Consider the following 23725-nt stretch of genomic DNA (forward strand, 5'->3'; position numbering starts at 1 on the left):
ACAGGTCCGGGCCGCCTTCTCCGGCGGTCCGGCCGGGTCGTGCCGCCGTGCCAACTGGGAGGTTGCGTGTACCTGGGTGCACTCGAATTCGACATCCTGCTGGGTGACGTGCACTCGCTGAAGGAGAAGCGTTCGGTGATCAGGCCGATCCTGGCCGAACTCCAGCGCTTCGGGGTGAGCACCGCCGAAGCGGGCGACCACGACCGATATCGCCGCACCCTGCTGGGAGTGGCCATGGTGTCGGCCGGAACGGACCATCTGACCACCGTGCTCGATCGGTGCGAACGGCACGTCGCGGCGCGTCCGGAGTTACAGTTGCTGGCAGTACGCCGGCGCGTCTTCGGACCCGAGGACTGACCGGCCGCGAGTGATATCAGCGGTGGTCCGGTTCGCACTGCGCATAGATCCGCGGACCGTCCCACCGTCGCTGAACAGGGAAAGGAGCGGCCATGGTGGATCAAGCCAGGGCACGCCGGCTCGCCAAACGAATCTCCGCGATCGTGGCCACCGCGATCGAATACGAGATCAAGGATCCACGGTTGCGTTTCATCACCGTCACCGATGCGAAAGTGACCGGCGATCTGCACGACGCGACCATCTTCTACACGGTCATGGGTGAAACCGTCGACGCGGAACCCGACTACGCCGCCGCGGCCGCCGGCCTGGAGAAGGCCAAGGGGGTACTGCGGTCGAAGGTGGGCGCCGGGACGGGGGTGAAGTTCACCCCGACGCTGGCCTTCGCCCTGGATACGGTGCCCGACGCCGCCCGGCAGATGGAGGATCTGCTGGCCCGCGCCCGGGCCGCCGACGACGAGGTCGCCCGGGTGGCCGCGAATGCCACACCGGCGGGTGAGGCGGATCCGTACAAGATCCGCGACGAAGACGACTGAGCCGCGGCCGCTATGACCACAACCGGTGCCGCGGTGGATTACACCGCGGCCGTACGGGCGCTCGACGCTGCCCGCTCGGTGACCATCCTCTGCCATGTGCAGCCCGACGCCGACACCCTCGGTAGCGGGCTGGCCCTGGCGCGGGTACTCGACCGGCGCGGCGTGCCGGTGCGGGTGTCGTTCGCCGATCCGGCCGAATTGTCCGCCGGGCTGCGCACCCTGCCCGGAACCGGATATCTGGTACCACCGGACCAGGTGCCCGCCGAAGTCGATCTGCTGGTCACCGTGGACTGCGGTAGTACCGGCCGGCTGGGCCGGCTCGCCGACCGGCTCGCCGGGGCCACGGCAACGCTGGTGATCGACCACCATCGGTCCAACACCCGGTTCGGTGAGATCAACCTGATCGATCCGGACGCGGTGTCGACCGCCAGCGTGATCACCGCACTGCTGGATGAGTGGCGAGAACCGATCGACGCCGATATCGCGCACTGCCTGTTCGCGGGCCTGGCCACCGACAGCGGATCCTTCCGCTGGGTCACCCCGGGTACGCATGCGCTGGCCGAGCGGCTGCTGGCCACCGGTATCGACGGCGCCGCCATCACCCGGACCCTGATGGATACCCACCCGTTCGCGTGGCTGCGGATGCTGTCGACCGTGCTGGCCTCGGCCCGGCTGGATCGTGAAGCACACGACGGCACCGGGTTGGTGGCCGCGTTCGTGCTGGCCAGCGACCTGAGCGGGGTGCGGCAGGAAGAAGCGGAAAGCGTCGTCGACATCGTCCGCGCGACCGCGGAGGCCGGGATCGCGGCGGTGTTCAAGGAGGCCAGGCCCACCGACGAACGCCGGCGTTGGACGGTATCGCTGCGGTCCAAGGACAGCGGCCCGGCCACCGACGACGGCGCCGATGTCGCGGAGATCGCCACGGGGCTGGGCGGCGGCGGGCATCGCTATGCTGCCGGGTACACCACCTTCGGGGAACCAGAGGAAATCCTGGCGCAGTTACGGGCCGCCCTCGGATAACGTGCCGGCCGAGTCCCGCGGGGACGGGGTGGCCGGTGGTGAGAACGGAGAGCACGAGGTGCCCACGGACGTGACGGCGGCGGCGCCGGCGGTCGAGGCGGGTCCGCGCCGGATACTGGGAATCGCGCTGCCGACCCTCGGTGTCCTGGTCGCCGAACCGATCTATCTGCTGTTCGATCTCGCGGTGGTGGGCCGGCTCGGTGCGCTGGCGCTGGCGGGACTGGCCGTCGGCGGATTGATCCTCGCCCAGGTCAGCTCGCAGCTGACCTTTCTCGCCTACGGCACCACGGCGCGCTCGGCCCGCCGGCACGGCGCCGGGGACGATGCGGCCGCGGTCGAGGAGGGGGTGCAGGCCAGCTGGCTCGCGGGCGGGATCGGGGTGTTGATCGTCGTGGTCGTGCAGATCGCCGCGGTCCCCATCGCCGGTGCGATCGCCGGTGACGCCGATATCGCGGCCGCGGCGCTGGCGTGGATACGGATCGCGCTGTTCGGTGTACCGCTGATCCTGCTGTCGATGGCGGGTAACGGCTGGATGCGCGGTGTCCAGCACACGCGCCGGCCACTCATCTACGTGGTGGCGGGGCTTGCGCTGTCGGCGGTGCTGTGCCCGCTGCTGGTGCACGGTCTGGGCGGTATGCCGCGGATGGGACTGCCGGGTTCGGCGGTGGCGAACGTGGTGGGTCAAGCGGTCACCGCGGCACTGTTCCTGACCGCGCTGGTGCGGGCGCGAGTGCCGCTGGCCCCACGCCTGCCGGTGATGAAGGCACAGCTGGTGCTCGGCCGCGATCTCATCGTGCGCAGCCTCGCCTTCCAGACCTGTTTCGTCTCGGCGGCGGCGGTGGCCTCCCGCTTCGGCGCGCCGTCGGTGGCCGCGCATCAGCTGGTGCTCCAGCTGTGGAACTTCCTCGCGCTCACCCTGGATGCCCTGGCCATCGCCGCGCAGACCCTGGTGGGTTCGGCGCTGGGCGCGCGCGACGCCCCCGGCGCGCGGGTGGTGGCGCGGCGGGTCACCGCCTGGTCGGAGATTTTCGCGCTCGGGTTGGCCGCCGTGTTCGCGGCGGGTGCCGCGGTGATTCCGCCGCTGTTCACCCAGGATGCCGCGGTCCTCGACCGGACCGGGGTCGTGTGGTGGTTCTTCGTGGCGATGATCCCGGTGGCCGGGGTGGTGTTCGCGCTGGACGGGGTGCTGCTGGGCGCGGGGGACGCGGCCTATCTGCGCACCACCACCCTCGGGGCGGCGCTGCTGGGCTTCCTGCCGGCGATCTGGCTCTCGCTGGCCTTCGATTGGGGGATCGGCGGAATCTGGTGCGGGTTGATCGCGTTCATGCTGTTGCGCCTGGCGGCGGTGAGCGGCCGGGCGTTATCGGGGCGCTGGGTCCGTACCGGGGCCGATATCCCGGCCTGACCACACCGGGCTCGGCGCCGCGCGGTACGTTCGTGCCGGTCTCGGCACACGATATGCGAAGGTGGGTGTGGTGATACCCAAACTGATGGCGGTGAGCGATATCCATGTCGGTCACCAGGGCAACAAACCGGTGGTCGAGGATATCCACCCGGACTCCCCGGAGGACTGGCTGATCGTGGCCGGCGATGTCGCCGAACGCAGCGACGATATCCGGTGGGCGCTGAAGTTGCTGCGCGAGCGGTTCGCGAACGTGATCTGGGTGCCTGGTAACCACGAACTGTGGACCACCTCCAAGGATCCGGTGCAGATGCACGGGGTGTCCCGCTACGACTACCTGGTGTCGCTGTGCCGCGACCTCGACGTGGTGACCCCCGAGGATCCGTTCCCCGTGTGGACCGGCGCGGGTGCGGAGGAGTACGGCGGCGCGGTAACCCTGGCCCCGCTGTTCCTGCTCTACGACTACACCTTCCGGCCCCCGGAGGCGCGGACCAAGGCCGAGGGCCTGGCCATCGCCAGGGAGCGCAATGTCGTGGCGACCGACGAGTTCCTGCTCTCCCCGGACCCGTATCTGACCCGCGACGCCTGGTGCGAGGCGCGGCTGCGCTACACCCGGCGCCGGCTCGACAGTCTGCCCGAGCGGACGCCGCTGGTCCTGATCAACCATTTCCCGCTGGTCCGCGAACCCACCGATATGCTCTGGTACCCGGAGTTCGCGCTGTGGTGCGGGACCGAGCACACCGCCGACTGGCATTCCCGCTACAACACGGTCTGCGCCGTCTACGGGCATCTGCACATTCCGCGCACCACCTACTACGACGGCGTCCGGTTCGAGGAGGTCTCGCTGGGCTATCCGCGGGAATGGCAGAAGCGCGGTAAACCCGACCGGCTGTTGCGCCAGATCCTGCCCGACCCCCGGTACGCGCCCGGCGACCTGAACGAATGGGGCGGGCATTTCGTGGTGACGCCCGAGATGGCCGCGGCCGCCGCCGAGATGCGCGCCAAAGCGGAGCGCCGCCGCGGGATCGGCTGAGGTCGTGCGCATACCCACCCAGTAGGCTCGGCGACGATGATCGAGACAATCCTGCCCGCCGACGTTGCCTCCGCCGAGTTGCTCGACTATCCGGAGGATCTGAAACCGCACCCCGCGGAGGAACACCTGATCGCGAAATCGGTGGAGAAGCGGCGGCGCGACTTCATCGGCGCCCGGCATTGTGCCCGGCAGGCGCTGACCCAATTGGGGGAACCGGCGGTGGCGATCGGCAAGGGCGAGCGCGGCGCGCCGGTCTGGCCGCGTGGGATCGTCGGCAGCCTCACCCACTGCGACGGTTTCCGGGGTGCGGCGCTCGCACACCGGCTGCGGTACCGGTCGATCGGAATCGACGCCGAACCGCACGAGACGCTGCCGGAAGGCGTACTGGATTCGGTGAGCCTGCCCGCCGAACGGGAATGGCTGCGCACCACGGATTCCGGCCTGCACCTGGACCGGTTGCTGTTCTGCGCCAAGGAGGCCACCTACAAGGCGTGGTTCCCGCTGACCGCGCGCTGGCTCGGTTTCGAGGACGCGCAGATCACCTTCACCATCGGTGAGTCCGGTGCCGGAACCGGTTCGGGTACCTTCCGGTCCCAGCTCCTGGTGCCCGGGCGGACCGAGGACGGCGGTATGCCGCTGACCTCGTTCGACGGCCGCTGGCTGATCACCGGCGGGTTCATCCTCACCGCGATCGCGCACGGCTGATGGCCGATATCCTGGGCGGTCTGCTGATCGTCGACAAACCCGGCGGCCCGACCAGCCACGATATGGTGTCGCGGGCCCGGAAACTGCTGCGTACCAAAAAGGTCGGGCATGCCGGCACGCTCGATCCGATGGCGACCGGGGTGCTGGTGCTGGGGGTGGAGCGGGCGACCAAACTGCTGGGACTGCTGACCCTCACCACCAAGGCCTACACCGCGACGATCCGGCTGGGCCGGTCCACCACGACCGACGACGCCGAGGGCGAGATCCTTACCACTACCCCGGCCGGGCAGGTCACCGATTACGCGATCGCCGCCGGAGTCGCCGCGCTCACCGGTGCGATCCAGCAGGTGCCGGCCACCGTGAGCGCCATCAAGGTCGACGGCGAACGCGCCTACGCCCGGCACCGGGCCGGCGAAGAGGTGACCCTCGCGGCGCGACCGGTGACGGTCTCCCGGTTCGATGTCCTGGCCAGACGGGATCTGCCCGCGGAGGGGCTGGTCGACCTGGACGTGCTGGTCGAATGCTCCTCGGGGACCTATGTGCGGGCGCTGGCGCGCGATCTGGGCGCGGCGCTCGGGGTGGGCGGCCATCTCACCGCGCTGCGGCGTACCCGCGTGGGGCCGTTCACCCTCGAGCACGCGCGGACCCTCGACGAGCTCGCCGACGATCCGGTGCCGAGCCTGGATATCGATGCCGCGATCCGGCTGTGTTTCCCGCCCCGGGTCATCGATACCGCCGAGACCGGAAAGCTCCGCGACGGCCGGTGGCTGGAACCGGCCGGGATATCGGGTGTGTACGCGGCGCTGACCGAGGACGGGAAGGCGATCGCCCTACTGCAGGAGAAGGGAAACCGCGCGGCGCCGGTACTGGTGGTACGGCCGCGCGGTTTGATCGACTGATCCGGTCAGCCGGAGACGGGTTCCTCGGCGAAGCGGCCGTGCAGGCGTTGCACCGCGTCGGTCATATGGTCGCGCAGCAGGGTGTGCGCGCGATGCGGTGCGGCCGCGCCGATCGCCTCGCGCAGCGCCACATGTTCGTCGGCCTGGACCCGTAGATCGGGATAGGTGGTCTGCAACGCGCCCAGGCACATCCGGGTCTCGATCAGCAGGGTCCGCGCCGCCCGCACCAGCCGCGCGCTACCCGCCGAGGCCACCAGCGCTTCGTGGAACTTCTGGTCGGCGTCGGAAACACCGGCCGCATCGCCGGCCTGCGCGCGTTCCTGCATCGCCGTGACACCGGCTCCCAGAGCCTCGTAGGCGATTTCGCGGCGGCCGTCGAGGATCAGGGCCAGTGCGCCGCCTTCTATCGCGGTGCGGGCGCGGTAGATATCGACGACATCGGCCAGCGTGAGTTCGATGACGAAGATGCCGCGATTGCGGATGCTGTGCAGCAGTCCCTCCGAGACCAGCCGCTGCATGGCCTCGCGGACCGGTCCGCGCGAGACCCCGAACTGCGCCGCCAGATCCGCTTCGCCCAGCTGGGCGCCGGGTTCCAGCCCGCCGCGCATGATCGCGTCACGAAGCGAATCCGCGATCATCTCGGCGGTGGACCGTTGATTGACGGGTTCGAAATCAACTACCGACATGCTGGAACCTTTCCGCGAACAGGGCTCCGAGCGCCGGTGCGGCCGGAGTGGCGCCCACCAGCCGCAACCCCTCCCAGATGGTGACCTGGTTGGCGGTGAGAACGGGTTTACCCAGCGCCGCCTCCAGCCGGGGCAACACCTCGAGAGTGTGCATCGCGGTATCGGGGATCAGCAGGGCCTCGGCGTCGGGGTGGTCGTTGGCGACGGCGAGTTCCAGCACCTGCTCGGTGTTCAGGGTGCCCACCTCAGCGGCCGTGTCGATACCGGAGCTACTGAACGCCACCACCGAGATACCGGCGTCGGTGAGGAAATCGGCGAACAGCCGGGCCACATCCTCGGGATAGCTGGCCGCGACGGCCACCCGCCGTACCCCCAGGGCACGAGCCGCGGCCACGAACGCGAAGCTGGTGCTCGACGCCGGGACCCCGGCGGCCTCGGACAGGCCCCGGACCTGTTCGCGGGCGCCCTCGGGACCGTAGACGAAACTTCCTGAGGTGCAGGCCCAGACCACCGCGTCGGGGGACTGCGGGGCCAGTTGCGCGGCACCGCGGCGGAGCTTCTCCGGGCTGCCCAGATCCAGCAGTTCCGGCACGGCATGCAGATCCGTTCCGTAGATATGGGTCACCGGCAGCCGGGCGCCGAGCAGCGCTTCGGCCCTGGGGTAGTCGTCCTCGGCCGCGTGGTCGGGGTAGATGAAACCGATGGTCGGGACCGGCATGGGCGCTCCGTTTCCGTGCTGGGTGTTGTTCGTGGACGTCATATTTCAGAAAACCTCCAGCAGCCACCGGCCGGGCCCCATCATGGGCAGTTTCATCCGCCCCAGACAGGCCCACATGGTGAGCTGATTGGCCGTCAGGATCGGTTTGCCCAGCATCTTTTCCAGCGGTTCGATGATGTCGTAGGTGGGGAGGTTGGTACAGCTGACGAAAATCGCCTCCGCGCTGGGATCGTCGGCGCCCAGGATGCGTTCGGCGATGGTGCGGTAGTTGACCTTCCAGATACCGCCGCCGAGACCCAGATGCTCGGACCGGACCACGGTGCAGCCCGCTTCGTCGAGGAAGTCACGCAATTTGCCGGTGAGCAGTTCGTCGTAAGGGGTCATCACGGAGATGCGCTCGATGTTCAGATGCCGGACCGCCTCGAGCAGGGCGCCGGAGGTGGTGACCGCGTTCGCGGCGCCGGCCCGGCAGATGGTGTCGCGCAGGGAACGTTCGTACTCGATACCTTTGATGAAACTGCCGGAGTTGCAGAGATAGGCGACGACCTCGGGTTCCACATGCAGGACATTGCGGGTCGCCGCGGTGAGGTGGACGGCATCGGAGACCAGCTCTGCCATGGCCAGCGAGACCGGCACCGGCTCGTAGGGTGTGCGCGCCAGGTGCAGGCTCACCTCGAGCGGCACCCAGCGCCAGAGTTCGCGCTCCAGCGCCAGGTCGAAGGGTGCGATGACACCGATGCCGCGTTGGGCTACCGGACCCTCCATATCGGGAAAATCGAACTCCACTGCGGCCCCTCTCGCACTCAGCCGGGAAGACCTCCGAGAACGATCGGATTGTTGACAATCATACGATGTGATCATACTGTGTCAATATGAAATCGGGCCCCATTGTCACCGTGCTGCACAGTGACCAGCTGCCCGATCCGGCGCTCATGTCGCCGGTCAGTGCGCGGGCCACGGTGCGGTATACGGATTCCGCCGGGTTGGCGGCCGCGCTTCCGGGTGCGGATGTGCTGTTCGTCTACGACTTCCAGACCGACGCGGTCCCCGGCGCCTGGCACGCCGCGGACTCCCTGAGCTGGGTGCATATGGGCGCCACCGGCGTGGATTCGGTGATGTTCCCCGAACTGCGTGCCGCCGACGTGGTGCTCACCAACGCCCGCGGCATCTTCGATACCGCCATCGCGGAGTACGTCCTCGGCCAGATTCTCGATTTCGCCAAGGATTTCACCGGTTCGACGCGGTTGCAACAGCAGCGGATCTGGCGGCATCGCGAATCCGAGCGGATCGCCGGCGCCACCGCGCTGATCGTCGGCACCGGATCGATCGGCCGCGCCGTCGCCGGCCTGCTGCGCGCCGTGGGCATGCAGGTGCGGGCGGTCGGTCGCCGAGCCCGCACCGGCGATCCCGATTTCGGCACGGTCGGCGCCGATCTGCAGGCCGAGCTCCCCGGCGCCGATTACGTGGTGGCCATCGCGCCGCTCACCGACCGGACCCGGCATATGTTCGACGCCGGGGCATTCGGGGCAATGAAACCCCATGCCCGGTTCATCAATGTCGGCCGCGGTGAACTGGTGATCACCGACGATCTCGTCACCGCGCTGGAGTCCGGGGCGATCGCGGGCGCAGCCCTCGACGTTGTGGACCCGGAACCGTTACCGCCCGGGCATCCGCTGTGGCAGCTGCCGAATGCTCACATCACACCGCACAATTCGGGTGATTTCGCCGGTTGGCGGGACGATATCGTCAACACATTCACCACCAATTTCGACCACTGGCTGGCCGGCCGGCAGCTGGACAACGTCGTCGACAAGACGCTGGGGTACGTGCCCCGCTGAAGGAGGGCCGCAGATGAACCAGCCAGAGACCCCGCAGACCACCGACCCGGCCGCCATGACCGCGGTCGAGCTGGTCTCCGCCTACGCCGCCGGGACGCTGTCCCCGGTCGAGGCGACCGAGGCGGTGCTCGAGGCCATCACCGCCCGCGACGGCGACGTCAACGCCTTCTGCCTGGTGGATCCCGACCGGGCGCTGGTGCAGGCCAAGGACTCCGAGGCGCGGTGGCAGTCGGGTCATGTCCGCGGCCTGCTCGACGGTGTGCCCATCTCGATCAAGGACATCTTCCTCACCGAGGACTGGCCCACTCGCCGCGGTTCACTGAGCATCGACCCGGACGGGCCCTGGCCGGTGGACAGTCCCGTCGCCGCCCGGGTCCGGGAGGACGGCATGGTGATGGTCGGGAAGACCACCACCCCCGAAATCGCCTGGAAGGCGGTCACCGACAGCCCGCTCACCGGTATCACGCGCAATCCGGTCGACCCCGCCCGGACGGCGGGCGGCTCCTCCGGGGGCAGCGCGGCGGCGGTGGCGGCGGGAATGGGCCCGGTTTCGGTCGGTACCGACGGCGGCGGCAGCATCCGGATCCCGGCGTCCTTCTGCGGCATCGTCGGATTCAAACCCACCCACGGCCGGATCCCGCTGTATCCGGCCAGCCCGTTCGGTCCGCTGGCGCATGCCGGGCCGATGACGCGGACCGTCGAGGACGCGGCGCTGCTGATGGATATCCTCGCCCTGCCCGATCCGCGGGACCCCACCTCGCTGGCGCCCACCCCGACCACCTTCCGGGGCGAGATGCAGCGTGAGGTCCGCGGTGTCACCGCGGCCTATTCGCCGACTCTCGGTTTCGTACGGCCCGACCCCGAGGTCGAGGCCGTGGTGGCCGCGGCGGTGGACGCCCTGGACGCCGCGGGTCTGCGGATCTCCACCGCCGATCCCGGGTTCCCCGATCCGCGCGAGGCCTTCGACGTACTGTGGGCGGCCGGTGCGGCCGCGATGCTCGCCTCGTTCCCGCCCGGCTCCCGGGAGAAGGCCGACCCGGGCCTGCGCCGGGTGTGGGAGTACGGCGAGACGGTGAGTGCGATGGAATACCTCGACGCCCGTGCCGTCGCCGCCCAGGTCGGTATCACTATGGGCACCTTCCACACCGCCTACGACCTGCTCATCACCCCGACGGTTCCGATTCCGGCCTTCGCCGCCGGATACGACGTCCCGCCCGGTAGCGGGATGAGCGGCTGGCCGGAGTGGACGCCCTACACCTACCCGTTCAACCTCACCCAGCAGCCGGCGCTGAGTATCCCGGCCGGATTCACGAGCGAGGGTTTGCCGGTGGGTCTGCAAATCGTCGGCCCGCGCCATTCCGACGATCTCGTGCTGGCGGTCGGCCGTTTCGCGGAGGCGGTACTGGCCGCCCGGTGACCGGGGCGGTCCTCCCCGGACGGCGGGCGCGGCGCTGCCCGAGGGCGACGCATCCACCTGCACCAGCGGATCGAACGCCCGCCATCGAGCGATACCGGGCCCCGATGCCACGTCGCTGCCCCGGGCCTGATGTGGCTGCCCCGGGGCCGATACCGCCCTCGGACCCAACCACGACACGCGGATTTCGCTGGAGGACCGGCACGGGGTTCTGCAAGAGTTGGTTCCATGGCCGCATTCACCAGCGAACCGCCCGCGTCGTTCGTCTCGTTCGACGGAACCACGATCCGGTACCGGCGGATCGGGTCGGGAGCTCCGGTGATCATGGTCCACGGGTCCGGCGGCGGACTGCATTCCTGGCAACCCGTGGCCGAGCAACTCGCGGAGCAGTTCGAGCTGTGGTTGCCGGCGCGGCGGGGCTACGCGCCCAGCGGACCCGGCAGCTCACCCAAACATTTCTCCGACGAGGTGCGTGATCTGGGTGCGCTCATCGAGCTGATCGGAGTGCCCGCTCATCTGGCCGGGATGTCCTACGGGGCCACCGTCGCCCTGCACGCGGCCGCGACGGGGCTACCGGTCCGGTCGCTGGCGCTGTGGGAACCGCCGTTGTATGCCGCGGGTGCCGAACTCGCGCCCGTTCTGGCGCGGTTCGAGGAACTGGCCGGAAACGGGAACCGCGGGCGGGCGGAGCGGCTGCTGGCCGAGAAAGTGGCCCGGGTTCCGGCCGCGATGCTGGACGCGGCCGGTGCCGGCGAACCACCCGCCGAGGAACCCGATGATTCCTACGGCTGGAGCCGCGATCTCGAATCGATGATCGCCGATACCACCTATCTCGACCGCTGGTCGGCGGTGACGACGCCGACGTTGCTCATGCGCGGCGCCGACACCTGGCAGCCGATGCCGGAGACCGTCGAACGGCTCGCGACGGTGCTGCCGCACTCCACCCTGCGGACCTTCCCCGGCCAATCGCATTTCGCGCCGTCGCTGATCCCCGCCGAGGTGGCCGCGGTACTGGCCGGGTTCCTCGGCTGAGCGGTCCGGATCAGCCGCGGGCGAAGGCCAGGGTTTCCCCCGCGACGCCGTGGATCCACAGCGTGTTGCACGCGGTGGCCAGCTCGTCCAGGCCGTCCTCGATGGTGGCGAAGACATTGCCGGGGACCCAGCCCACATCGCCGTTGAGGAGCAGGTTGTTGCGCCCGTAGAACAGCGCCAGATCGGTGGCGCCCTGAGCGTGGTGCGCGGCCGATCCGGGTTCGTAACCGTAGGCCGGATTACCGATCTCCCACGGTTCGAAATCGAACAGGCAGACGTCCCCGGGGATCGGGGTGACGGTGGGATTCTCGCGGTGCGGCGCGGCGGTGATCCGGGGCACCAGGGTGTAGAGCTCGTTGCGGGCGTATTTGGCGTGGAAGGCGTCGCCTTCCTGGGGGAGGGCGTCCCATACCGCGGCGCAGGTGCCGGGCGCCTGCTCGTCGAGCAGGCGGGCCCGGCAGGTGATACCGGCCTTGGTGAGGGTGATCGTCATATAGCGGGCCATGTATCCGTCCTGGTGGTCGTGCGGGGGTGACCGGCGTGGTCCGCCGGTCGCCCGGTGGTGGCCGGGTGCGTCGGTACCGGGGTCACTGCCCCAGTTCCGCGAGCACCTCCGACCAGATGGCGAGGGCGTCGGCGACCTGGGTCTCGGAGACGATGAGCGGCGGGATCATCCGCACCGTGTTCATATGCGCGCCGCAGGTCAGCAGCAGCAGTCCCTTGGCGGCCGCGAGTTGCTGGGCCGCGGTGGCGGTCTCGCGGTCGGCCTCGCCGTCGGGGGTGGTGAATTCGGCGCCGACCAGCAGGCCCAGCCCGCGGATATCGCCGATCGCCTTGGATTCCGCGGCCCGCACCCCGGCCAGCAACTGCTCGCCGCGGACCCGGGCGTTCTCGACCAGACCCTCGGATTCGATGACGTCCAGCGTGGCGAGGGCGGCTGCGCAGGCCACGGCGTTACCGCCGTAGGTGCCGCCCTGGGAACCCGGCCAGGCGCGGCTCATCAGGTCCTTCGATGCCGCGATTCCGGAGATCGGGAAGCCGCTCGCCAGGCCCTTGGCCATGGTGATCACGTCCGGCCGGACGTCGAAGTGCTGGTGGCCGAAGAACTTACCGGTGCGGCCGAATCCGGTCTGGATCTCGTCGAAGATCAGGACGATGCCGTGCCGGTCGGCGCGTTCGCGCAGGCCCTGGAAGAACGTCTTGTTACCGGGGATGTACCCGCCCTCGCCGAGCAGCGGCTCCACGATGAAGGCGGCGGTTTCGGCCGGGGAGGTGAGGGTGGCGAAGAGGTAGTCCAGTTCGCGCAGCGCGAAGGACGTCGCCTCGGCCTCGGTCCAGCCGTAGCGGTAGGCGGTGGGGAAGGGTGCCACGTGAACGCCACCCATCAGCGGGCTGAAACCGGCCGAGAAACGGGTGCCGGAGGTGGTCATGGTGGCGGCGGCGACGGTGCGGCCGTGGAATCCGCCGTGGAAGACGATCACATTGGGCCGCCCGGTGGCCTGCCGGGCCAGGCGCAGGGCGGCTTCCACCGCTTCACTGCCCGAGTTGGCGTAGAACACCGAATCGAGTCCTTCGGGCAGGACCGTGCCGAGCCGTTCGGTCAATTCCAGCATCGGCTTGTGCATCACCGTCGTGTACTGGCCATGGATCAGTTTCGCGACCTGCGCCTGGGCGGCCTCCACCACGCGCGGATGGCAGTGCCCGGTGCTGGTGACGCCGATACCGGCGGTGAAGTCGAGGTACCGGCGACCGTCGACATCGTAGAGATAGCAGCCGGAGCCGTGATCCACGGTGACCGGGGTGGCCTGCTTCAGGAGCGGGGAAAGTTCGGTCATTGGGGTTGCGCCTCCCGGGACGGTCGGTGCGGCGATGCGAACCGACGAATATGCGGAATCGAGAGCAATCAGATTGTCGGATTGTTGACAATATGGATAGCACGTCGGTGGGGGTTCCGGCAATGCCCACGCCGCTACCGCCGCGCGTCCGGTGGTGAACCGCCGCCCGCGCGTCCGGTCAGTACCGGAGCCAGATGGCCTCGGCGGCGATACTGCCCAGATCCGTCAAGGCGTCGTCACGGCCTATCCGGACCGCGATGGTGCCCGCGAAATCCCGTCGCTCCACCACCACGATCCGGGTGTCCAGGGCTATACCCACCGAATCGAAATACCGCAGCATCTCCGGATCGGAATCGGAGATCCGGGCCACCCGGCCCGCGTCGCCGGCATCGAACTCGATCAGTCGCCGCGCCTCCGGGGTGGGCACCGCGCCGTCCACCGAGGGGATCGGATCGCCGTGCGGATCCCGGTCCGGGAAACCGAGTTTCGCGTCGATCCGCGCCATCAGCAGATCCGAGACCGCGTGTTCGAGGATCTCCGCCTCGTCGTGCACCTCGTCCCAGCCGTAACCGAGTTCGCTCACCAGGAACGTTTCGATCAACCGGTGCCGGCGCACCATGGCGATCGCGGCGCGGCGGCCCTCCTCGGTCAGGGTGATCGAGCCGTACCGGGCGTGCTCCACCAGGCCCTGGTCCGATAGTTTGCGCACCGCCTCCGACACCGTCGACGCGGAGACGCCGATCCGCTCGGCCAGCAGTTTGGTGCTCACCCGCTCCTGCGACCACTCCTGGGCCGTCCAGATGACCTTCAGATAGTCCTGCGCGACCGATGACAGTCCCGGAGCGGCGGATTCCCCGGGGTCGGCGAGTTCCCGTCGGGTGGTGACATCTCGTTTTCCGGGCACATCCACGAGCTTAGGCATTCGGGTCGTGATCCACACAGATGGCGCCGCCGGGTGTAGCCGATCCGCGGCCCGCGCACCGATCCCACCCGAATACGGTGCGGGCGCTTGTTTGCGTAGGCTTGTCGTCTGTGCAGAGGTGGCGAAGTCTCGACGACGTACCCGCGGACTGGGGGCGGTGCGTTCTCACGATCGGCGTGTTCGACGGTGTTCATCGCGGGCACGCGCAATTGGTGAGCCGGGCGGTGAAGTCGGCTGCCGCGCGTGACGTCCCGGCCGTGCTGATGACCTTCGATCCGCATCCCATGGAGGTGATCCGGCCCGGTTCGCACCCGGCGCAGCTCACCACGCTCACCCGGCGTGCCGAACTCGCCGAGGAACTGGGCGTCGACGTGTTCTGCGTGATGCCGTTCACCCATGAGTTCATGAAGCTGACCCCCTCCGAATACGTGCACAACCTGCTCGTGGAACGGCTGCACGTCGCCGAGGTGGTGGTGGGGGACAATTTCACCTTCGGCAAGAAGGCGGCGGGCACGGTGACCACCATGCGCGAACTCGGTGGCCGGTTCGGCTTCGAGGTCGACGGGGTGACCCTGCTGGGCGAACATGCCGTCACCTTCTCCTCCACCTACATCCGGGCCTGCGTCGACGCGGGCGATATGGCCGCCGCGGCGGACGCGCTGGGCCGGCCGCACCGGGTCGAGGGCGTGGTGGTGCACGGTGACGGCCGGGGACGGGCGCTGGGCTTCCCGACCGCCAACGTGGCCCCGCCGATGCATGCCGCGATCCCCGCCGACGGTGTCTACGCGGGCTGGTTCACCGTCCTGGGGCCCGGGCCCGCCATCGGCACCGTCACTCCCGGCGAGCCGGTCATGGCCGCGATCTCGGTCGGCACCAACCCGACCTTCTCGGGCCGGGCCCGCACCGTGGAGGCATACGTGCTGGACCGTGAGGCCGATCTGTACGGTCAGCACGTCGCCGTGGATTTCGTGGACCACCTGCGCGGGATGCAGAAATTCGATTCGATCGACGATCTCGTGGGCGCGATGGGGCGCGATGTGGACGCCGCCCGGAAGGTCCTCGACACCGGGCGATAGTTCCCCCGCGGGGGTGGGCCGGAGCGGATCGGGTAATGTGTCCCGTCGGGTCTGCTGCGGTCCGCGGCGGCGCCCGACCCGGATCATCCGGCCGGACGATCGGATTTCCCCCTTTTCGGTGAATTCCCGATATCGGCGGCCGTCCGGGCACCTTACGCGCGGAACTGAGAAACAGGAGTGGATGCCCCATGGCACTGACCACCGAGCAGAAGAAGACGATCCTCACCGAGTACGGTCTGCACGAGACCGACACCGGTTCGCCGGAGGCGCAGATCGCGCTGCTGACCAAGCGGATCTCCGATATCACCGAGCATCTCAAGCAGCACAAGCACGATCACCACACCCGCCACGGCCTGATGGCGCTGATCGGCCGCCGCAAGCGGCTGTCGAAGTACCTCGCCGCCAAGGACATCAACCGCTACCGCAGCCTGATCGAACGCCTGGGCCTGCGGCGCTGACAGATCGTGAACACGCCCGGTTCCGTGAGCCGGGCGGCAGGCATGCCGGCGGGGCGCATACAATCGCCTCGTCGGCATTTTCGTGCACGGGGGAGACCGGTGCACGAGGATCGACACAACAGCCGTAACCACCCGCGCTCGTGGCGTCGGTCTTCGGTAGTGGCTTTTCGGCCCGGACGACACCGCCGGAGAGCTTCGATCGATGACCGCCTCCGCGTCGCCGGATCCAAGGGGATTCCGGCCGGGTGTACGCGCCGCAGCTCGAATACGGACACCGCTGACCCACGCCGGTCACCGCGGCTCCGCCCTCGCGCCGCGTCCATACCTGGTACGGCTGACACAGCCGGATCGCGCCATCGCCGCGCCGGTCCGGCGAGACGAGAGGTTGAGAACAGAGAATGACAGAAACCACCGAACGCTCGAAGAGCTCGGCCATCGAGGTCGAACCGGGTGTTTTCGAATCCGTAGCGCTGATCGACAACGGCGCGTTCGGCACCCGCACCATCCGTTTCGAAACGGGCCGGCTCGCGAAACAGGCCGCGGGCTCGGTCGTCGCCTACCTGGACGACGAGACCATGCTGCTGTCGGCGACCACCGCCGGTAAGCATCCGAAGGACCAGTTCGACTTCTTCCCGCTCACCGTGGACGTGGAAGAGCGTATGTACGCCGCGGGCCGGATCCCGGGATCCTTCTTCCGCCGTGAGGGCCGCCCCTCCACCGACGCCATCCTCACCTGCCGCCTGATCGACCGGCCGCTGCGTCCCTCGTTCGTCGACGGGCTGCGCAACGAGATCCAGGTCGTGGTGACGGTGCTGAGCCTGGATCCCAAGGATCTCTACGACGTGGTCGCGATCAACGCGGCCTCGGCTTCCACCCAGTTCGCCGGCCTGCCGTTCTCCGGTCCGGTCGGTGGCGTGCGGGTCGCGCTGATCAACGATCCGGCGGTCGGCACCCCGACGGGTGGCCAGTGGGTGGCCTTCCCGACCAACGACCAGCTGGAGAAGGCCGTCTTCGATATGGTCGTCGCCGGCCGGGTCACCGACAGCGGCGATGTCGCGATCATGATGGTCGAGGCCGAGGCCACCGAGAATGTGCTCGAACACCTGGACGCCGGTGCGCAGGCGCCGACCGAGGCGGTCGTCGCCGAGGGCCTGGAAGCCGCCAAGCCGTTCATCGCCCGGCTCTGCCGCGCCCAGCAGGACCTGGCCGAACTGGCCGCCAAGCCCACCGAGGACTTCCCCCTCTTCCCGCCGTACGCCGACGACACCTACGCCGCCGTCGAGGAGGCCGCCCAGGCCCCGCTCTCGGACGCGCTGAGCATCGCCGGTAAGCAGGAGCGCGAGGAGAAGATCGACGAGATCAAGCTCGACGTGCTGTCGAAGCTCGGTGCCTCGTTCGAGGGCCGCGAGAAGGAGCTCGGCGCGGCGTTCCGGTCGGTCACCAAGAAACTGGTCCGGCAGCGCATCCTCACCGACGGATTCCGCATCGACGGTCGCGGTCTGGCCGATATCCGGGCCCTGTCCGCCGAGGTCGCCGTGGTGCCGCGGGCGCACGGTTCGGCGATCTTCGAGCGTGGCGAAACCCAGATCATGGGCGTGACCACCCTCGATATGGTCAAGATGGCGCAGCAGGTCGACTCGCTCGGCCCGGAAACCTCCAAGCGCTATATGCACCACTACAACTTCCCGCCGTACTCGACCGGTGAGACCGGCCGGGTCGGTTCGCCCAAGCGCCGCGAGATCGGCCACGGTGCGCTGGCCGAGCGGGCGCTGGTGCCGGTGCTGCCGAGCCAGGAAGAGTTCCCCTACGCGATCCGCCAGGTCTCCGAGGCGCTGAGCTCCAACGGTTCCACCTCCATGGGGTCGGTCTGCGCGTCGACCCTGTCGCTGCTCAACGCCGGTGTTCCGTTGAAGGCGCCGGTCGCGGGTATCGCGATGGGCCTGGTATCGGACACCGTCACCAACGAGTCGGGCGCCGAAGAGGTCCGCTACGTGGCGCTGACCGATATCCTCGGCGCCGAGGACGCGTTCGGCGATATGGACTTCAAGGTCGCCGGAACGCGTGAGTTCGTCACCGCGCTGCAGCTGGACACCAAGCTCGACGGTATTCCGTCGCAGGTGCTGGCGGGCGCGCTCGGCCAGGCCCACGACGCCCGGACCACCATCCTGGACGTGATGGCCGAGGCCATCGCCGCCCCGGACGAGATGAGCCCGTACGCGCCGCGGGTCACCGCGATCAAGATCCCGGTCGACAAGATCGGCGAGGTCATCGGGCCCAAGGGCAAGATGATCAACCAGATCACCGACGACACCGGCGCCAATATCTCCATCGAGGACGACGGCACCGTGTTCGTCGGCGCGACCGACGGACCGTCGGCGCAGGCCGCGATCGACGCGATCAACGCCATCGCGAACCCGCAGCTGCCCAAGGTGGGCGAGCGTTTCCTGGGCACCGTGGTCAAGACCACCGCGTTCGGTGCGTTCGTCTCGCTGCTGCCGGGTCGCGACGGTCTGGTGCACATCTCCAAGCTCGGCAACGGTAAACGCGTCGCCAAGGTGGAGGATGTCGTGAACGTCGGCGACAAACTGCGGGTCGAGATCGCCGATATCGACAACCGCGGCAAGATCTCGCTGGTTCCGGTCGACGAGGGAGCCGAGGAGAAGACCGACGACGCGCCCGCTGCTGCGGACGCCGCGGCGACCGAGTAGTACTGGTCTGTGTGACGGAGCAGAAAACGACGGCCCCCCTGCGCCCGAGCGGCCAGGGGGGTTCGTCATCGCAGTGGCGGATCGGCGAAACGGTCGATATCGACAACGGGGTGCGGCGCACCGTCCTGCCCGGCGGTCTGCGGGTGGTGACCGAACAGGTCCCCGGGGTGCGGTCGGCCTCCGTGGGCGTGTGGGTCGGGGTCGGTTCCCGTGATGAGGGACCGACCGTGGCAGGCGCGGCGCATTTCCTGGAACATCTGCTGTTCAAGGCCACGCCGACCCGTTCGGCCCTCGATATCGCCGAGGCCATGGACGCCGTCGGCGGTGAACTCAACGCGTTCACCGCCAAGGAGCAGACCTGCTACTACGCGCATGTGGTGGACGAGGATCTGCCGCTGGCGGTGGACCTCGTCTCCGATGTGGTGCTCAACGGTCTGTGCCGCGCGGTGGACGTCGACGTCGAACGCCAGGTCGTGCTCGAAGAGATCGCGATGCGCGACGACGATCCCGAGGACCTCGTCGGCGACGCGTTCCTCACCGCTCTGTTCGGCGACCATCCGATCGGGCGGCCGATCATCGGTTCCGTCGAATCCATCGAGGGGATGCGCGCGGGACAGTTGCGGTCGTTCCATCAGCGCCGCTACACCCCCGACCGGATGGTGGTGGCGGTCGCCGGGAACATCGAGCACGAGCACACCGTGGAACTGGTGCACCGGGCGGTGGCCGGCCGGCTCGATCCCGCGGCGCTGCCGGCCCCGCGCCGGGAGGGCCGGTTCCGCACTCGCAGCGTTCCGGACCTGAGCTGGAGCCACCGCGACAGCGAACAGGCCCATCTGGTCTTCGGGGTGCGTGCCTACGGACGGCACGAAGGGCAGCGGCGCTGGCCGTTGTCGGTGCTGAACACGGTGATCGGCGGCGGGCTGAGCTCGCGGCTGTTCCAGCGGATCCGGGAAGAGCGCGGTCTGGCCTATTCGGTGTATTCGAGTGTGGACACCTTCGCCGATACCGGTGCGTTCTCGGTGTATCTCGGCTGCCAGCCGGAAAATCTGAACGAGGTGACGGAACTGGCGCGCGGAGTGCTCGAGGAGGTCGCCGCCGACGGCATCACCGACGCCGAATGTGCTCGGGCGAAGGGGTCGTTGCGTGGTGGTCTGGTGCTGGGGCTCGAGGATTCCGCGTCCCGGATGAACCGGATCGGCCGCAGCGAACTCAGCTACGGCAATCACCGATCGGTTTCGGAGACCCTGGCCCGGATCGATGCGGTCACCACCGACGAGGTGGGCGAGATCGCCCGTTCCCTGCTCGCGCGGCCGTTCGCCGCGTCGGTCGCCGGACCGTATCGCCGCCGCCGCGATCTGCCCGCCGCGGTGGGCCGGTTGGTCGGCGCCTGAGCCGGGACGGCACCTTTCCCGGTGACGTCCGCGCGACCGAGGTGGCGGGCTGCGGTACGGGTCAGTCCCGGTGGGCGCGGTTTGCGGCATCGACGATCGAGGTCAGCAGGCCGGGGAGGGCGTCGTCGAGTTCGGTGGTGCGCAGGCGCTGGCAGGTCTGGCCGTCGATCATCAGCCGTTCGGTGACACCGGCCTCCCGCAGGATCTTGAAGTGGTGGGTGGCGGTGGACTTGTTGACCCCGTCGTAGAGCGCGCCGCAGCGCACCGCGGTACCGGCGTTGCTCAGCCGGCGCACCATCTCCAGGCGTACGGGGTCGTGCAGCGCGGCGAGAACGGCAGGGAGGGCGGCCACGGGAACGGCCTCGGTGGCGGTGGTGTCCGTCATAGTGCCTCGTTCAAGTTTGATGTTCGTCGTACCGTGCGATACCGTCGATCCGGTTGGATACTCATCAAACCTACCTGATCGGGGTGCGGATGACAGCGACTGTGGCAGTGCCGGACCGGACCGGACAGTCCTGGGCATACACACTGGTACTGGCGGCAACCGGCGTCGCGCTCGGGGTGTCGGGCGTCCCGGCACCGCTGTACGGCATCTACGAACGGGAATGGCATCTGTCGCCGTTCACCACCACCGTCGTATTCGCGGTCTACGCCGTCGCGGCACTGGTGGCCGTGCTGGTCTCCGGCCGGATCTCCGATGTGGTCGGCCGCAAACCGGTGCTGCTCGGCGCCTTCGCGACGATGATCGTCGGACTGATCGTCTTCGTCTTCGCCGATACGGTGCCCATGCTGGTGCTGGCTCGGGCCCTGCACGGCCTGGCGGTGGGAGCCACCGTGGTGGCGGGGGCCGCGGCCCTGCTGGATCTGCGCCCCGACCACGGCGCGCGTTCGGGCCAGCTCACCGGCGTCGCCTTCAATGTCGGTATGGCGGTGGCGATCCTGGGCTCCGCGCTGCTCGCGCAATACGCGCCCAACCCGCTGCGGACGCCCTATGTCGTCATCAGCGTGATCTGCCTGATCGTGGGCGCCGCGGTACTCGCGCTGCGGGAACCGCATGCCGCGCGGGTGACCGGCCGGATCCGGATCGCGCGGCCGGCGGTACCGGCGGAAATCCGTGCCGACTTCTGGTTCTCCGCGCTCGGCGTGATGGCGGCATGGTCGGTACTCGGCGTTCTGCTCTCCCTGTACCCGTCGCTCGCCGCGGAGCAGACCGGAATCCACAACCTGGTCTTCGGCGGCGTGGTCGTCGCGTCCACGGCGTTGTCCGCGGCACTGGTGCAACTGTTCGCGACCCGCGTCCCGGCCCGGACCGCGGCGATCCTCGGCGATATCGGCATGGCGGTCGCGCTGCTGCTCACCATCCCGGCCCTGGCCACCCACAACTGGGTCGCCGTCGTGGGCATCGGCGTCGTCCTCGGCGCCACCTTCGGGCTCGGCTTCGGCGGGTCGCTGCGGCACCTCTCGAACGTGGTCCCCGAACACAAACGCGGGGAGACGATGTCGGCGTACTACCTCGCCGCCTACACCGCCATGGCGCTGCCCACCGTGATCGCGGGCTGGGCCGCGACCACCTGGGGGCTGAGCACCGTATTCCCGTGGTTCATCGGCGCGGTGGCGCTCGCGTGTCTCATCGCCGCCGGGCTCGGCCTGCGTCCGGGTGCCCGGGCCGAAGCGGCCCGGGCCTGAACCGGGACCGGGCGGCGGGTCACCCCCGCCGCCCGGATGAGCTCACTCCGGCCAACCCCCGTAGGGGACCGTGATCAACTCCATGTAGTGACCGCTGGGGTCCAGGAAGTACACGCCGCGCCCGCCGTCGTTGTGATTGACGGCACCCGCGGCGCGCTGCTGCGGGTCGGCCCAGTGCTCGATGCCGTAGCGCTGGATCTTGGCGTAGGCGGCGTCGAACTCGGCCTCCGAGACCAGGAAGGCGTAGTGCTGCCCCTGGATCTCGGTGACATGCTCCGGGACGTTCGCGAAATCGAAGGTGACGCCGTTCGCGGTGGGCAGCGGAATGAAGTGGCCCCACGGGGCGCCCGGTTCCACGCCCAGGATATCGCCCCAGAACTCGGCCGACGCCCGGTTGTCACGGCAGCCGACGATGGTGTGGTTGAACTGGATGGACAAAGGAATATCTCCTCGGATCGTGACGGTCCCGACCCCGGGCTCGGTACAAGGCGGCCAACGGGAGCACCGTCACGGCCAACCAGCATAGTCCGATCCGGATCATGCCCGGGTCCCACTGTGGGCATAGCGTGGTCGGCATGAGAATCCGTGGAGCAGTCCTGGAACGGATCGGCGCGCCGGCGCCGTACGCCGAATCGGCGCCGATCACCATCAGCGAGCTCGAACTCGCCGACCCCGGACCCGGTGAACTGCTCGTGCGGATCGAAGCCGCCGGACTGTGCCACTCCGACCTGTCCGTCGTCGACGGCAACCGGGTCCGGCCGGTGCCGATGCTGCTCGGCCACGAAGCCTCCGGGAGGGTGGAACAGGCCGGTCCCGGCGCCGGGCTCCCGGTCGGGCAGCGGGTGGTGATGACCTTCCTGCCCCGCTGCGGCGACTGCCCCGGCTGCGCTTCGGGCGGCCGCACCCCCTGCGTACCCGGCAGTGCCGCCAACAACGCGGGCGAACTGCTCGGCGGCGGGCGCCGGCTGCGCCGCGACGGCCACGACGTCCACCACCACCTCGGGGTCTCCGGATTCGCGACCTACGCCGTCGTGGACCGGCGCTCGGTCGTCCCCGTCGACGACGACGTACCGCCGGAAGTCGCGGCCGTCCTCGGCTGTGCGGTCCTCACCGGCGGCGGCGCGCTGCTGAACTCCGCCCGGCCTGCCGCCACCGACCGGGTGATGGTGGTCGGCCTCGGCGGCGTGGGGATGGCGGCGGTGCTGGTGGCGGTGTCGCTGGGTGTCCGAGAGGTCATCGCCGTCGACACCGTCCCCGAAAAGCTCACCCTCGCCCGAGAACTCGGCGCGACCGGTGCCTTCACTCCGGGTGAAATCGCCGATCACGGTATAGCGGCGGAGGTGGTGGTCGAGGCGGTCGGCTCGGCGCGCGCGTTCGAGAGCGCGGTCGCGGCCACGGCGCCGGGCGGTACGACGGTGACGGTCGGGTTGCCCGCACCCGAGGCCCGGGCGAGCATCTCGCCACTCGGACTGGTCGCCCAGGGGCGCTCGATCATCGGCAGCTACCTCGGTTCGGCGGTGCCGTCACGGGATATTCCCGAGTATGTCCGTATGTGGCGGGAGGGGCGGTTGCCGGTGGAGAAGCTGATTTCTTCGCATATCGGGCTGGGGGAGATCAACCGGGCGATGGATGAGCTGGCGGCGGGGCATGCACTTCGGCAGGTGATCACGTTCTGAGGGGCCGGGGGCGGTGACAGGGCTGGGATCCCTGGCTCGTGGGGGTGGGGAGGTGGCCTTGCGCGTGCGAGTTGGTAGGTGACTTGCGAGGTGAAGGTGGGGTAGGTGAGCTTGCGTGTGGGAGTTGGTAGGTGACCTGCGAGGTGAAGGTGGGTAGGTGAGCCTGCGTGTGGGAGTTGGTAGGTGACCTGCGAGGTGAAGGTGGGGCAGGTGGCCTTGCTCGCGAAGGTGCTGTGTTTTTGGCGCGCTGGCGCGCGCGGGGGTTCGGCCCCCTGAGCGTCGCCTGTCAGCACGCGATACTCGCGCCTGCGGCGCATTGTCTCGCGTGCTGACAGG

General features: G+C 69.1%; 24 protein-coding genes. 16 read left to right on the top strand and 8 right to left on the bottom strand.

Features of this window, described 5'->3' with window-relative positions:
* Positions 1-66 precede the first annotated feature (66 nt).
* The 7 genes from AB0F41_RS24920 to truB all read left to right on the top strand — a co-directional run bounded on the left by AB0F41_RS24920 (position 67) and on the right by truB (position 5949).
* The gene (locus AB0F41_RS24920) at positions 67-357 is read left to right on the top strand and encodes a DUF503 domain-containing protein (protein ID WP_357427737.1); all 291 of its coding nucleotides are present in this window, start codon (positions 67-69) and stop codon (positions 355-357) included.
* 92 nt (positions 358-449) lie between these two features.
* Entirely contained in the window at positions 450-890 is a 441-nt protein-coding gene (gene rbfA, locus AB0F41_RS24925; RefSeq protein WP_357427739.1) for a 30S ribosome-binding factor RbfA, read from the top strand.
* 12 nt (positions 891-902) lie between these two features.
* The gene (locus AB0F41_RS24930) at positions 903-1910 is read left to right on the top strand and encodes a bifunctional oligoribonuclease/PAP phosphatase NrnA (RefSeq protein ID WP_357427741.1); all 1008 of its coding nucleotides are present in this window, start codon (positions 903-905) and stop codon (positions 1908-1910) included.
* 58 nt (positions 1911-1968) lie between these two features.
* Entirely contained in the window at positions 1969-3315 is a 1347-nt protein-coding gene (locus AB0F41_RS24935) for an MATE family efflux transporter (protein ID WP_357427743.1), read from the top strand.
* Positions 3316-3385: 70 nt separating this feature from the next.
* On the top strand, positions 3386-4345 hold the full coding sequence (locus AB0F41_RS24940) for a metallophosphoesterase (RefSeq protein WP_357427776.1): 960 nt from the start codon (positions 3386-3388) through the stop codon (positions 4343-4345).
* Between the two features lie 36 nt (positions 4346-4381).
* On the top strand, positions 4382-5050 hold the full coding sequence (gene npt, locus AB0F41_RS24945) for a 4'-phosphopantetheinyl transferase Npt (protein ID WP_357427745.1): 669 nt from the start codon (positions 4382-4384) through the stop codon (positions 5048-5050).
* Positions 5050-5949: a tRNA pseudouridine(55) synthase TruB gene (truB, locus tag AB0F41_RS24950; RefSeq protein WP_357427747.1), complete on the top strand. Its 900-nt coding sequence runs from the start codon at positions 5050-5052 to the stop codon at positions 5947-5949. Before npt ends, truB begins: the two co-directional genes overlap by 1 nt.
* A gap of 5 nt (positions 5950-5954) precedes the next feature.
* On the opposite strand, the gene AB0F41_RS24955 is transcribed toward truB, so the two are convergent.
* Genes AB0F41_RS24955 through AB0F41_RS24965 form a run of 3 tightly spaced genes read right to left on the bottom strand, consistent with a single transcriptional unit; the run spans position 5955 to position 8118 of the window.
* Positions 5955-6635 carry a GntR family transcriptional regulator gene (locus AB0F41_RS24955; protein ID WP_357427749.1) on the bottom strand — a complete coding sequence of 227 codons (681 nt, stop codon included), beginning with the start codon at positions 6633-6635 and terminating at the stop codon, positions 5955-5957.
* Complete coding sequence (locus AB0F41_RS24960; protein WP_357427778.1) at positions 6622-7353, bottom strand: maleate cis-trans isomerase; 732 nt, start codon at positions 7351-7353, stop codon at positions 6622-6624. The genes AB0F41_RS24955 and AB0F41_RS24960 overlap by 14 nt, the downstream gene beginning before the upstream one ends.
* 45 nt (positions 7354-7398) lie before the next feature.
* On the bottom strand, positions 7399-8118 hold the full coding sequence (locus AB0F41_RS24965) for an Asp/Glu/hydantoin racemase (protein ID WP_357427780.1): 720 nt from the start codon (positions 8116-8118) through the stop codon (positions 7399-7401).
* 107 nt (positions 8119-8225) lie between these two features.
* Between AB0F41_RS24965 and AB0F41_RS24970 the strand changes: the two genes are divergently transcribed.
* From AB0F41_RS24970 to AB0F41_RS24980, 3 genes are all read left to right on the top strand, one after another.
* Positions 8226-9191, top strand: a complete 966-nt coding sequence (locus tag AB0F41_RS24970; protein WP_357427751.1) for a D-2-hydroxyacid dehydrogenase — start codon at positions 8226-8228, stop codon at positions 9189-9191.
* Positions 9192-9204: 13 nt separating this feature from the next.
* Entirely contained in the window at positions 9205-10608 is a 1404-nt protein-coding gene (locus AB0F41_RS24975) for an amidase (protein WP_357427753.1), read from the top strand.
* 225 nt (positions 10609-10833) lie between these two features.
* Positions 10834-11637, top strand: a complete 804-nt coding sequence (locus tag AB0F41_RS24980) for an alpha/beta hydrolase (RefSeq protein WP_357427755.1) — start codon at positions 10834-10836, stop codon at positions 11635-11637.
* Between the two features lie 10 nt (positions 11638-11647).
* Here AB0F41_RS24980 and AB0F41_RS24985 read toward each other — a convergent pair whose 3' ends face one another.
* From AB0F41_RS24985 to AB0F41_RS24995, 3 genes are all read right to left on the bottom strand, one after another.
* Complete coding sequence (locus tag AB0F41_RS24985) at positions 11648-12142, bottom strand: DUF3830 family protein (RefSeq protein ID WP_357427757.1); 495 nt, start codon at positions 12140-12142, stop codon at positions 11648-11650.
* An 82-nt stretch (positions 12143-12224) separates the two neighbouring features.
* Positions 12225-13472 carry an aminotransferase class III-fold pyridoxal phosphate-dependent enzyme gene (locus AB0F41_RS24990; protein WP_357427759.1) on the bottom strand — a complete coding sequence of 416 codons (1248 nt, stop codon included), beginning with the start codon at positions 13470-13472 and terminating at the stop codon, positions 12225-12227.
* 178 nt (positions 13473-13650) lie between these two features.
* A complete protein-coding gene (locus tag AB0F41_RS24995) occupies positions 13651-14394 on the bottom strand; it encodes a metal-dependent transcriptional regulator (protein WP_357427761.1) in 744 nt (247 codons plus the stop codon).
* Between the two features lie 110 nt (positions 14395-14504).
* Between AB0F41_RS24995 and AB0F41_RS25000 the strand changes: the two genes are divergently transcribed.
* From AB0F41_RS25000 to AB0F41_RS25015, 4 genes are all read left to right on the top strand, one after another.
* The gene (locus AB0F41_RS25000; protein WP_357427763.1) at positions 14505-15470 is read left to right on the top strand and encodes a bifunctional riboflavin kinase/FAD synthetase; all 966 of its coding nucleotides are present in this window, start codon (positions 14505-14507) and stop codon (positions 15468-15470) included.
* A 188-nt stretch (positions 15471-15658) separates the two neighbouring features.
* Complete coding sequence (gene rpsO / locus AB0F41_RS25005; RefSeq protein WP_357427765.1) at positions 15659-15928, top strand: 30S ribosomal protein S15; 270 nt, start codon at positions 15659-15661, stop codon at positions 15926-15928.
* A gap of 398 nt (positions 15929-16326) precedes the next feature.
* A complete protein-coding gene (locus tag AB0F41_RS25010) occupies positions 16327-18636 on the top strand; it encodes a polyribonucleotide nucleotidyltransferase (RefSeq protein WP_357427766.1) in 2310 nt (769 codons plus the stop codon).
* An 80-nt stretch (positions 18637-18716) separates the two neighbouring features.
* Entirely contained in the window at positions 18717-20027 is a 1311-nt protein-coding gene (locus tag AB0F41_RS25015) for a pitrilysin family protein (RefSeq protein ID WP_357427782.1), read from the top strand.
* 61 nt (positions 20028-20088) lie between these two features.
* On the opposite strand, the gene AB0F41_RS25020 is transcribed toward AB0F41_RS25015, so the two are convergent.
* The gene (locus AB0F41_RS25020) at positions 20089-20412 is read right to left on the bottom strand and encodes a helix-turn-helix domain-containing protein (RefSeq protein ID WP_357427768.1); all 324 of its coding nucleotides are present in this window, start codon (positions 20410-20412) and stop codon (positions 20089-20091) included.
* Between the two features lie 89 nt (positions 20413-20501).
* On the opposite strand from AB0F41_RS25020, the gene AB0F41_RS25025 reads away from it, so the two are divergent.
* Positions 20502-21713 (top strand): MFS transporter, encoded by a 1212-nt coding sequence (locus AB0F41_RS25025; protein ID WP_357427784.1) that lies wholly within the window; start codon positions 20502-20504, stop codon positions 21711-21713.
* 42 nt (positions 21714-21755) lie between these two features.
* Here the strand turns inward: AB0F41_RS25025 and AB0F41_RS25030 are convergent, their stop codons facing one another.
* A complete protein-coding gene (locus tag AB0F41_RS25030) occupies positions 21756-22151 on the bottom strand; it encodes a VOC family protein (RefSeq protein ID WP_357427770.1) in 396 nt (131 codons plus the stop codon).
* 137 nt (positions 22152-22288) lie between these two features.
* Here AB0F41_RS25030 and AB0F41_RS25035 point away from each other — a divergent pair, with 137 nt between their 5' ends.
* Entirely contained in the window at positions 22289-23389 is a 1101-nt protein-coding gene (locus tag AB0F41_RS25035; RefSeq protein ID WP_357427772.1) for a zinc-binding dehydrogenase, read from the top strand.
* Positions 23390-23725: the final 336 nt, after the last annotated feature.

It is taken from the genome of Nocardia sp. NPDC024068, assembly GCF_040638875.1.
Lineage (GTDB): Bacteria > Actinomycetota > Actinomycetes > Mycobacteriales > Mycobacteriaceae > Nocardia.